Origin of the sequence: Streptomyces sp. NPDC060198 (assembly GCF_042728415.1) — a bacterium.
In the GTDB taxonomy this organism is placed as follows: Bacteria; Actinomycetota; Actinomycetes; order Streptomycetales; family Streptomycetaceae; genus Streptomyces.
This window is the reverse complement of sequence record NZ_JBHWZJ010000284.1, coordinates 1-9,167: the sequence shown is the minus strand read 5'-3', so window position 1 is coordinate 9,167 and position 9,167 is coordinate 1. Positions and strand designations below refer to the sequence as shown.

Below are 9,167 nucleotides of genomic sequence, written 5' to 3'. Positions count from 1 at the left end.
CCATGGCGGTCGGGTCAGCGTCGCGAGCCTCGCTGCGCTTGGTCCAGCAGGTCGAAGAACGTGTCCCCGCGCACCACTTCGAACCGGTCGTCCAGCAGCTCGACGAGCTCGGCGGCATCGCTCGGGGTCCAGCTCCAGGCGTTGATCGCACCGGCGACGAACAGCGGCCCGGTGCCGTCCCAGCCCTCGACGTGCTTCAGCAGCCCGTCCCGGTACTCCGCGGCCTTTCCCTGCGGGAAGAAGTTGCCGATCACCGGTATCCCGGCCGGCCGGGCTTCCAGGTCCCCGGTCTCCCAGGACTGGATGATGCCCCGCAGTGGTGTGTTCTTCCGGTAGGAGCCGACGACGCGTTCGTCGAACGGCACCCATCCGTCACCCGTCGTGCCGCGCTGGTTGTACGCGTACACCAGGTCCATGCCTGTCCGGCGCAGAAAGCGTCCGGTGAGCTCGGTGTAGGCGTCCAGGGCGCTCGCGGGCCAGGAGCCCGGGTAGGTGTAACCGGCGCCGGAGGGGCCCGAGATCAGCAGGTCGTTGCCGGTGGCGGTGTTCTGGTAGTACGCCAGCAGTGCGGGGCCGATGTCCGCGAGCAGCGGGCTGACCGTCCAGTTGAGCGGCACGCTGCCCCGCTCCGGGTCCTCCCAGATGGTGCGCATGTGGCGCTGGCAGTACTGGATGTTGTCGCCCTCGCCGAACGTGAGCGTGAGGTGGACGCGGTCGGCGAGCCTGGCCTTCGGCGTCCGGGGGACCTTGTCCGAGATCCGCGCGGGCACTCCGGCGTGCACGGTGCCGTTCATGTAGAAGTCGGCGGGCACCACCTCGATGCCGTGCTGGGAGGCCCGGTCGACCCCGCCCCACTCTCCCGCCACGTCGTTGGAGAACCAGCCGGCGTACGGAGTGGTGGGCTCGACCCGGCTGAAGACCTCGTCCAGCAGCGTGCCGGTGTCGCCGGACGGAGGCAGCCAGACGACCATGGCCCGGCTTGCGACGGCGTAGTCCCGGAAGTACGGGAACGGTTCGACCCTGGTGGGCGAGGTGGCGGTCGCGGACACGAGAAACTGGTTCCACAGGTCGGCCTCGACCAGGAGCTGCCGGGTGCCGGCCGGCGGGGTGAAGCGGTAGATGAAGTAACCGCCGCCGTCGGAGAACCGGTTGGCGTCCCCGCCGATGGCGGAGTTCGAACCGTCGAAGAGGTACGGCGTCTCGGCCTCCGTACCGGGTACGAAAGAGGCGATCACCCGGCCGTCGGCCTTCACGTCCACCGAGCCGACCGACGCACCCCATCCGTCGTCGCCGAACGAGTCCTGGAAGCGCAGATAGACGCCGTCGCCGCCGGAGAGCTCCGCACTGACGTCGAAGGTGCGGACCCGCCGGTTCGACGAGTCACGTACGCGCTCGGTCTCCCGGGCGATCTCGCGCCAGCTCACCCGGGGGGTCTGCACCGTCCGGGTGGGCGGCAGCCCGGCCAGCAGCGTGTGGGAACAGCGCGGGAACAGATGGTCCAACTGCCAGCGATAGGTGGAGAGTACGTCGTCCGCGTCGAAGCGGCCCCGCAGGTCCGCGACGGTCTTCAGGCCGTACTCGCGGGCCTGTTCGGCGGTGGCGGCGACCGCGTTCTCCAAGCCGGCCAGGGTGGTCGCCACGTTCACGGAGTCCGGTACCGCGGGATCGTGGAGGATCGCGCCGCGCACCTCGTTCCGGTAGCGGGAGACGAGGTCCAGCGCGCGTTCGTGACGGGTGACCCGGGCGCCGGTGCCCGGGAGCCAGCGGAGGTCGACGTCGCCGCTGTCGAAGTTGAAATAGAGGCGCGGGGAACGGCGGTTGACCACCCCCTGAAGGGTCGTCAGGAGCAACTGGTCGTTTCCGTCGAGCGAGCTCACGTCGGCGACATCGAGCCGGGTGGGGCGGCCGAACGACGGCAACAGGGGTGCTGCGGAACGGGATTGTGCCGCGCCGGCGGGAGTGGAGAGTGCGATCCCGGCGCCGCCGAACGCGAGGGCCGCTCCGCCCGCCTGCAGAAGAGTCCTTCGGGACACCATCGGCGATCACTGCTCCTTGGGAGAGAGGGTGGCTTCGGTGTGACATCGTTGTCAACAGATGTGACATCGTTGTCAAGCAATCGGTGAACGTAGTGCCGGGCTGTGGAGTTGTCCATGGTGTGCGCAAGGAATGGCCGCGGGCGCACCCTCTTTGAGTCGCTTCGCGGCAATGCTGACCAGCGTCCGGCGCGGGCCGGAAGAGGCCGGTCGAGTGGACGGCCCGGCGAGCGCGAGCTGCCCGTCCCGGAGAAGCGGGTGTGCGCGTGGTCAGGGGGCCGCCGGGCGCGGTGCGGGCCGGGTCGTCTCGCGCGGCACGAGGCAGCCTTCGAGGAACGCGAGGGCACGCAAGTGGTAGGAGCGGGCGGCCCAGCCGAGGCTGATGTTGTGCCCGGCGTCCGGCTGGCGGTCGACAACCACCCGGGGGGCCGAGCGGAAGTGCGACGCCAGGTCGGCGAGGGCGTCGTCGTCGTGCCGCCACCACGCCTCGTGCTCGGCGAAGGTCAGCCGCACCGGCACCCGGACCCGGTGCGCGGTGGACTTGAAGACCGCGGGCCAGCCGAGGATCTCCGCGTACTCCCGCGGCGGCATGGGCTCGATCAGTGCGGAGCTGGAGAAGAAGGTGTCGGGCGGGTAGAGGCGCAACTCCCCCCAGCTCTTGCGCGAGCGGCCCGAGCCGTCCTTCCCGGGCAGTTCGTGGTGTTCCACCGCGTACGCGTGGCCGCACCCCGAGATGTCCAGCCCGAGCAGATCGGGGACGGAGCCGTCAGCAGCCGCAGTCAGCGCGACCTTGCCGCCGTAGGAGTGGGCGACGAGGAACATCCCCGCTCCCGTTCCGTACCGGTCCGCGAAATCGCGCAAGGCGGCGCCGAGACAGGCGGTCTGCTCCGCAAGACTCTGGCCCTCGGGGAAAGCGGCCGCCGAGTGCCCGTAGCCGGGGCGGTCGACGGCCAGCACGGTGTGGCCCAGGCTCGCTCCCAGCGCCATCAACGACAGCTGCGGGTGCGCCTGCCCGTCGAAGTAGCCCGCGTTCATGCCGCCGCCGTGGAGGGCGACCACCACGGCCCGCGCGTGAGCGGCCCGCTCGGGCTCGCTGAGCAGTGCGGAGAGCTTTACCTCGCCGGCGTCCAAGGTGATCCCGCGAACGCCGCGCGAGAGCGCGTGGGCCGGTGCGGCCATCGTGGTCCTCCTGTCGGGTGAAGGCCCGGGGGCTGGGGTCTGGCGCCCGGGGCGTGGTGTCCGGGCCGGACGGGTCGGGCCCACGGGGTCCGGCACCGCACGGCACGCGGCCCCGCTCTCCTGATCCGACCCGATCCGGGCGAAAGGCGCTACCGGACGAAAGGCCTCGATCCCGCCCGGGAGACCGTTGGCCTTCGCCAGGCAGGCGATCGCCGGCGGAGCGGGAGCGACGCCCCGTGGACGTTCTGGGCGTGGTCCTCGTCCGCGGTCCCTCCTCCTCCGTGCCGTCGGACGGCATCGGACAAGGCCCCGTCGAAGCCGACGGCATCACCGCGCAGGCAGCGGGAGAGCACCATGATCGACGGGTAACGGAGCTTCGTCACATGTCCTTGAGGGCTGCCATGCTCGGGTGCGAGCTGTACCTTGACCCGGGGTAGGACCGGTGGGCGGGGATCAAGCTGTCGGTGTCGGACTCCAGGGTCGGCCACATGACAGCAGACCTGGTCCAGGATTCGTGGCACCGCATCGACGCGTGGCTGCGTGAGCACGCCTGGTCCTGCGCCTGCGCGCGGTGCTCGCGCAGGCAGGCACCCATCGGGACCACACTCGCAGGTGGGCCGCAGAGAAAATGGCACACGGGATAGAGGGCTCCCCCCACCGGTCCGTGTACGAGAGCGCGGGAATCCGGGGTCGTCTCACCGTCGACCGGCGTGCGGATCTGCACGCGGACCTGGGCAGTCCACCGCTGCCCCCGATACCCGACGACCGGTCCTGGGGGACCCTGCGCAACCCCGCCGTCGACTCCGACTGGTACGCGGCTCAGTACGGTCAAGGTGAGGACTGACCGTCAGAACTGACCCCCTGCGGTGCTCCACCGGCCAGGACGGCGGGTCGGCGGAGCGGTGCTGCCGGCGAAGCCGGAGATGCGGCCGGGGCATGCCGAGCACGGTGACGTGCGCGGCGGCTCCGGCACGGCAGGCCCCGCTCCGACGCTGATCACGAAGACGCACGGGCGTCCCTCCCGGCGCCGACGGTCGTGCTACTTCTGGTTGAGCAGCTCGCGGTAGAGGTCGATGAAGAGGGTGCCCTTGATCTCGGCGGTGACCGAGGCACCGAGGACGCCCGCGGGGGAGGCGAAGGAGACGCCGCCCCGGGGGCCGAGTGGCAGGACGATGGAGTCGGCGTCCTCCTGCTCGTAGGCGGTCAGCTCGCCGCCGCCCTCGATGAGAGTGCGGATGTTCGTGGCGACGAGTTCGGCGTGCTTCTGCGCCAGTCGTGCCATCTTCTGCTCGGGGACCGCGTTGACGTCGCCGACGGCGAAGACGGTCTCCTGCCCCTGGACCCTCAGTTCGGGGGTGACGGCGATCCGCTGGTCGGGCTGCAGGGCGCTGCTCAGCTCCGTCCCCAGATAGCCGCTGTTGGTGGTGACGCCGTAACAGGCGAACCAGGCGTCGGCGGTGATCTCGGTGCCGCCCTCGGTGGTGACGGTGAACGTACCGGTCACCCCCGGTTCGGTGGAGGGGAGTTCCCGCAGGAAGGTGCCGAGCAGCACCTGCACACCCAGCTGGTCGAGTTGCGAACGCAGCTCGGCGTGGAACTCCGCAGGGAACGTGGCGCTGGAGAGAAGTTCGTCCTGCGGGTCGACGACCGTCACGGCCTTGTCCGGCCAGGCGGCCTTGATCTCGCCTGCGAACTCCAGGCCCACCGCTCCGGCGCCGAGCAACAGGACGTGGGAGGCGCGCTTCAGCTCGGCGTGGGTGGCCCGGAGCTTCTCCTTGCCTGCCTCGCTCGTGTCCACGTCGATGTTCGCCGGGTAGCGGGCGGAGGAGCCGGTGGCCAGCACGATGTAGTCGGCCTCGACGATCTCGCCCGAGCCGAGCTCGACGGAGGTGGGGGAGACCTTGACCGCCCGGTCCCGGCGGATCCTGCCGCGGGTCAGGAGCTTGTCGTAGGGAAGGAAGAGCTGGTCCGCCCAGCTCGGGTCCGTGACGCCCCGTAACGCGGCCACGTTGTGGACAAAGGCATCACGCGGCTCGATCAGGATGACGTCGGCGACGTCGTCCAGTGCCTTGGCCACGGTTGCTCCGGCGTATCCGCCGCCGACCACGGCCACGGTTGCGGTCATTGCATCCTCCTGGATTTGGTTCATGTTGCGAACAGTTCATATCACGTGCCATCCCTCGCGAGATAGTTCAACGGCACTTCTGGCATGGAGAGTTGACACTCCCGTTGAGCGGAGTTGACAAGGTGGCGCGTGGGTGGGGGAAAATGTGCTGGGTGACGAACTGGGGGACGCGGTGGACGACGTCGAAGGGCGCCAGGCACCTCTGGCTCTGGCCCTGGTTGATTTGTCGCATCTTGTTCTCCATCTGTTCGCCGACGCGGGCCGTGCGTACGATCTGACCCAACAACAGACCGAGTTGCTGTGCGCCGTCATCGTCCGGGGCCGTGTCCGGATGAACGAGCTCGGGAAGATCCTCCATCTGGAGAAGTCGAGCCTGAGCGGGCTGGTGGACCGGGCCGAGCGGCGCGGCCTGATGATCCGGACCCGGGACGAGAGCGACCGTCGCGCCTACTGGGTGGAACTCACCGGCGAGGGAATCCGGTTGGCGACGCAGACCCACAGCGATGTGACGGTCCGGCTCGACCGGATGATCAGCCACCTCTCCCTGGACAGCCAGAAGCGGCTCACCGGCGTCGTCAACCAGATCACCTCCGCCGGGGCCCGCCCGGACCGCTGAGGCCGGCCGGGTGGGAGCGTCGGCGCGCCCGTGACATCGACGCGGATCTCCGGCGCGGCGGTGTCGGCTCGGGGCGAAGTGGCGTGCGGCAGCGCGTCACGGCGTACGGGGGCCGGATTCGCCGGTCCGGCCGCGGTGGGTGAGCAGTCGCTGGGCCGCGGAGAGTGCCGCAGCGCCGCTTCGTCCCGAACGGAGCGCTGCGCGGGCGGCGTTGGCCCCCGGAGCGCCATGCACCCCGCCGCCCGGATGGGCGGACGCGGAGGCCAGGTACAGCCGCTTCACCGGCGTCTCGGGGCGACCGGTGCCCGGCACCGGACGGAACACCAGCTGCTGGTGCATCGACGCCGTGCCGCCATTGATCGCGCCGCCGCGGAGATTGCCGTCCGCCGCTTCGAGTGCGGCCGGTGACAAGATCCGCCGGGCGCGGACGCGGTCCCGGAACCCGGGTGCGTACCGCTCCACCTGCGACTCCACCCGGTCCGCCATCCTCTCCCGCTCGGCGGCGTTCCACACTCCCGTCAGCCCTTCCGCCCCGGCGTCCGCCTTCGTCCGGTGCGGAACGTGCGTGTAGGCCCACGCCGATTCCGTTCCCGCCGGCGAACGCGTCGCGTCCGCGGTGGTCATCTGCCCGCAGAGGAGGAACGGACGGTCGGGAATCAGACCCCGGGCGATCTGCGCGGCCCACCGGGTGAGTTCGTCCACGCCCTCCGCCAGATGCACCGTGCCGGCCGTGGCGGCGGCCGGAGCACTCCAGGGGACGGGTCCGTCCAATGCCCAGTCCACCTTGAACGTGGCGAAGTCCCACTGGAACCGGCGCATGTCGTCGAGCACTCGCGACGGCAGGTGCTCCGCCGCGACGAGCGACTGGTACAGGCTGGGCGCCGACACGTCCGCGAGCACCGCCCGCCGGGCGGGAACGCCCTCCCCGGAGGCAGTGCGCACGCCGACGGCGAGGCCTTGGCGGACGACCACCTCGGTCACCCGCTGTCCGCACCGCACGGCGCCCCCGCGCGACCGCAACCGCCGTACCAGGGCCTCGGTCAGCGCCCCGGCGCCTCCGAGCGGTACGGGAAAGCCGTAGGACTGTCCGAGCATCGCCATCAGCCAGCCGAAACCGCCGCTGCCCGCCGCTTCCGGCGCCAGATCCGCGTGCAGCGCGTTGCCGGCCAGCAACAGCTTTCCCCCGTCGCCGAGGAACTCCTCGTCCCCCAGCCTCCGTACCGGCAGCACCAGACTGCGCGCGAGCCGCAGTCCGCCCGCCGCGCGGAGCCGTGCCGCCAGCACGCTTCCGGCGAGGACGGGGGGAAAGGGCGCGAAGAGGGCCTTGACGATGTCGTCCCCGAGCCGGTCCCAGATCTGGCAGAGGCCTAGCCAGCTCTCGCCGTCGCCGGGCGCGAAGCCCTCCAGGGAGTCCGCCGTCACCGCCCGGTCGCGGTCCAGCACCGCGCAACCGCCGTCCAGCAGCGGATGGGCGAGCACATGGGGCGCGTGGCTCCAGCGCAAGCCCTCTCGGCCGAGATCGAGGGCGGACAGCACGGGGGAGGCCGCCGCCAGCGGATAGAACGAACTGAACATGTCGCTGACGTAGTCGGGATGGACCTCCCGGTCACTGCGGACGGCCCCGCCCGGTTCGGGCTGCTCCTCCAGGACTTCCACGCTCCAGCCCGCGTCGGCCAGAACGTTCGCCGCGACCAGGCCGTTGGGCCCGCTCCCGATCACTACTGCGTCGACCATGCCGCCGCCCTTCGGTATGTTGCCGAGGTGTCGTCAGGCCCGATCCCCGGGACGGTCGCCGGACTTCTCCTCGACCAGACGCGCGAGCCTCGCCAGCATGCTGCGGTGGCGGATCTGGAGCACCGCGTCCAGCAGCGCGTTGTGCAGGGACGCACCCAAACCCTTCAACGGGTGCTCGTCGACGATCACGAGAGTCTTGTCGCCCCAGGGGCGGATGTCGAAGGCGATGCGCGCCGACCCCAGCGGGCCGCCGCTCGCTTCCAGCTCCAGCGTCCCCGGTCTGTCGACGCGCCGGACCACCGTGCGTCCGGTGACCTCCTTCGGCCCCACCCGCAGGACGTAGGTGATGGAGGACCCCAGCTCCGGCCACACGCCCGATTCCGGCCGGGAGCGATCGGTCCCGACCACCCACTCTCCGTACAGGGTCGCGTCCTCCAGCACGTTCCATACCGCGGCCGGCGGGCTGTCGATGAGATGGTGGCGGGCTGCCATGGCTCTCCTCGGGTCGGAGGTGACTCGGGTCCGGAGGCGACTCGGGTGTCCCGCGGTTGCGCGCCGCTCGCGGAGAGGAGCGCGTACCGCCGGAATCCGGGACCCCGCCGTCGGTGTCTGGGGGCGTGCCCCGGTCGGGTGGCCACCGCTGGTGCCACCGGACCGGGCAGGGGTCGTGCACCACCTTCGATTCAACCGCGCTCGCGGGGACCCCGCAGGTCGGCGGGGGATGGGTGGCACCGGGCGCCGTGTCGTGCGGAGCCGAGGGCGGCCGTCGTCACGACGGCCCGGCCGCCCTCGTCCGTACGCCGTGCCGCTCGCGATTCGGGGAGGGGGAGGCGGGGCCGGCACGGGTCAGACCCGGCAGCCGACTCAGCGATCCTCGGAGTCGTCCTCGTCGACCACGTGCACGGCGGCCTCCTCGGCCGAGGCCGCTCCGCCGTCGATGCCGACATCCTCGGCGAAGACGTCGGTGTGACGACCGGTCGGATCGTCGGCCGCGCTGAGGCGCCCGGCCCGTTCGCCACCCTCGATCCGGCTCCCCGGCTCCCCCTCGCCGTCCACGAGGTCGCCGATGCCGTCGCCGTCCGGCTGCTCCACGTCGTCGGTTTCCTGGGCGAGCCGCTGGTCCAAGGACTCCCCCTCGCGCTCTTCGGCCCCCGTCGTGCCGTACTTGTCCACCGCCAGCGGGCGCTCGGGAGGGGAGTAGCCCTCCTCCATCTGGTCGTCCAGATCCCGCTCGCCGAGTGCGTCCTCCATGTCGAGATCGTCATTGGGGGGATCCTGGCCGTCGTCCTGAGGCTGGTAGACGTCGTCGCCGCGTGCCTGATCCGGCATCACTGTCGCTCCTTGCGCTCGTGGGGTGGGGCCGCGATGCACCGGGCTCGGGCCGGGTGCAACCGCCGTGCGGGCGCCGCCGGATGTTCCGGAGGCGCGAGGGATCAGCCCCCCAGGGCCTTCCTCAACTGCTCCTTGTTCATGGAGGAGC

The 9,167-nt window shown here is 71.1% G+C and carries 8 protein-coding genes; 2 read left to right on the top strand and 6 right to left on the bottom strand.

Annotation, left to right across the window (positions count from 1 at the left end; translation table 11 throughout):
- Positions 1 to 14: 14 nt before the first annotated feature.
- Together ACFWEP_RS26495 and ACFWEP_RS26490 are read right to left on the bottom strand one after the other, a co-directional pair.
- On the bottom strand, positions 15 to 2,036 hold the full coding sequence (locus ACFWEP_RS26495) for a GxGYxYP domain-containing protein (RefSeq protein ID WP_387373542.1): 2,022 nt from the start codon (positions 2,034 to 2,036) through the stop codon (positions 15 to 17).
- A gap of 267 nt (positions 2,037 to 2,303) precedes the next feature.
- A complete protein-coding gene (locus ACFWEP_RS26490) occupies positions 2,304 to 3,212 on the bottom strand; it encodes an alpha/beta hydrolase (protein ID WP_387373540.1) in 909 nt (302 codons plus the stop codon).
- A gap of 628 nt (positions 3,213 to 3,840) precedes the next feature.
- On the opposite strand from ACFWEP_RS26490, the gene ACFWEP_RS26485 reads away from it, so the two are divergent.
- A complete protein-coding gene (locus ACFWEP_RS26485) occupies positions 3,841 to 4,056 on the top strand; it encodes a hypothetical protein (protein WP_387373538.1) in 216 nt (71 codons plus the stop codon).
- A 195-nt stretch (positions 4,057 to 4,251) separates the two neighbouring features.
- Here the strand turns inward: ACFWEP_RS26485 and ACFWEP_RS26480 are convergent, their stop codons facing one another.
- Positions 4,252 to 5,337, bottom strand: coding sequence for an FAD-dependent oxidoreductase (locus ACFWEP_RS26480; protein WP_387373536.1), 1,086 nt, complete (start codon positions 5,335 to 5,337; stop codon positions 4,252 to 4,254).
- 133 nt (positions 5,338 to 5,470) lie between these two features.
- Here ACFWEP_RS26480 and ACFWEP_RS26475 point away from each other — a divergent pair, with 133 nt between their 5' ends.
- The gene (locus tag ACFWEP_RS26475) at positions 5,471 to 5,953 is read left to right on the top strand and encodes a MarR family winged helix-turn-helix transcriptional regulator (RefSeq protein ID WP_387373535.1); all 483 of its coding nucleotides are present in this window, start codon (positions 5,471 to 5,473) and stop codon (positions 5,951 to 5,953) included.
- A 96-nt stretch (positions 5,954 to 6,049) separates the two neighbouring features.
- Here ACFWEP_RS26475 and ACFWEP_RS26470 read toward each other — a convergent pair whose 3' ends face one another.
- The 3 genes from ACFWEP_RS26470 to ACFWEP_RS26460 form a co-directional block, all read right to left on the bottom strand.
- On the bottom strand, positions 6,050 to 7,687 hold the full coding sequence (locus tag ACFWEP_RS26470; protein ID WP_387373533.1) for a phytoene desaturase family protein: 1,638 nt from the start codon (positions 7,685 to 7,687) through the stop codon (positions 6,050 to 6,052).
- 33 nt (positions 7,688 to 7,720) lie between these two features.
- Positions 7,721 to 8,179: an SRPBCC family protein gene (locus ACFWEP_RS26465; protein ID WP_387373531.1), complete on the bottom strand. Its 459-nt coding sequence runs from the start codon at positions 8,177 to 8,179 to the stop codon at positions 7,721 to 7,723.
- Positions 8,180 to 8,551: 372 nt separating this feature from the next.
- Positions 8,552 to 9,016 (bottom strand): DUF5709 domain-containing protein, encoded by a 465-nt coding sequence (locus ACFWEP_RS26460; RefSeq protein ID WP_387373530.1) that lies wholly within the window; start codon positions 9,014 to 9,016, stop codon positions 8,552 to 8,554.
- Between the last annotated feature and the right edge of the window lie 151 nt (positions 9,017 to 9,167).

Excerpts from the sequence above, each read along its gene's own strand:
- ACFWEP_RS26485 (WP_387373538.1), top strand. The coding sequence starts at position 3,841 with ATGGCACACGGGATAGAGGGCTCCCCCCACCGGTCCGTGTACGAGAGC.
- ACFWEP_RS26490 (WP_387373540.1), bottom strand. The coding sequence starts at position 3,212 with ATGGCCGCACCGGCCCACGCGCTCTCGCGCGGCGTTCGCGGGATCACC.
- ACFWEP_RS26460 (WP_387373530.1), bottom strand. The coding sequence starts at position 9,016 with ATGCCGGATCAGGCACGCGGCGACGACGTCTACCAGCCTCAGGACGAC.
- ACFWEP_RS26480 (WP_387373536.1), bottom strand. The coding sequence starts at position 5,337 with ATGACCGCAACCGTGGCCGTGGTCGGCGGCGGATACGCCGGAGCAACC.
- ACFWEP_RS26465 (WP_387373531.1), bottom strand. The coding sequence starts at position 8,179 with ATGGCAGCCCGCCACCATCTCATCGACAGCCCGCCGGCCGCGGTATGG.
- ACFWEP_RS26495 (WP_387373542.1), bottom strand. The coding sequence starts at position 2,036 with ATGGTGTCCCGAAGGACTCTTCTGCAGGCGGGCGGAGCGGCCCTCGCG.
- ACFWEP_RS26470 (WP_387373533.1), bottom strand. The coding sequence starts at position 7,687 with ATGGTCGACGCAGTAGTGATCGGGAGCGGGCCCAACGGCCTGGTCGCG.